1 tRNA gene is annotated in these 283 nt (G+C 58.3%); it reads left to right on the top strand.

What is annotated here, in order from left to right:
• Positions 1–88: 88 nt before the first annotated feature.
• Positions 89–164, top strand: a tRNA-Ile gene (locus HIJ39_RS23550).
• The last annotated feature ends 119 nt before the right edge of the window (positions 165–283 follow it).

Below are 283 nucleotides of genomic sequence, written 5' to 3'. Positions count from 1 at the left end.
CGTATCGGAAGGTGCGGCTGGATCACCTCCTTTCTAGGGACACGTGTGCGCATGATGATATGGTTTTGAAGGACCGGCAGAAAGCCGGGGGCCGATAGCGCAGTGGTTAGCGCACCCGCCTGATAAGCGGGAGGTCGGTGGTTCAAATCCACCTCGGCCCACCACTTTTCCTTCGGGACATTGACAACTTCAGAGGAGAAAGAGATACACAGCACACGGGGGATGCCTCGGGTGCAAGAAGGCGAAGAAGGTCGTGGCACGCAACGATACGCCTCAGGGAGCC

It is taken from the genome of Sulfobacillus harzensis (genome assembly GCF_012933365.1).
GTDB lineage: Bacteria > Bacillota > Sulfobacillia > Sulfobacillales > Sulfobacillaceae > Sulfobacillus_B > Sulfobacillus_B harzensis.
This window is presented reverse-complemented; position numbering and strand designations above follow the sequence as displayed.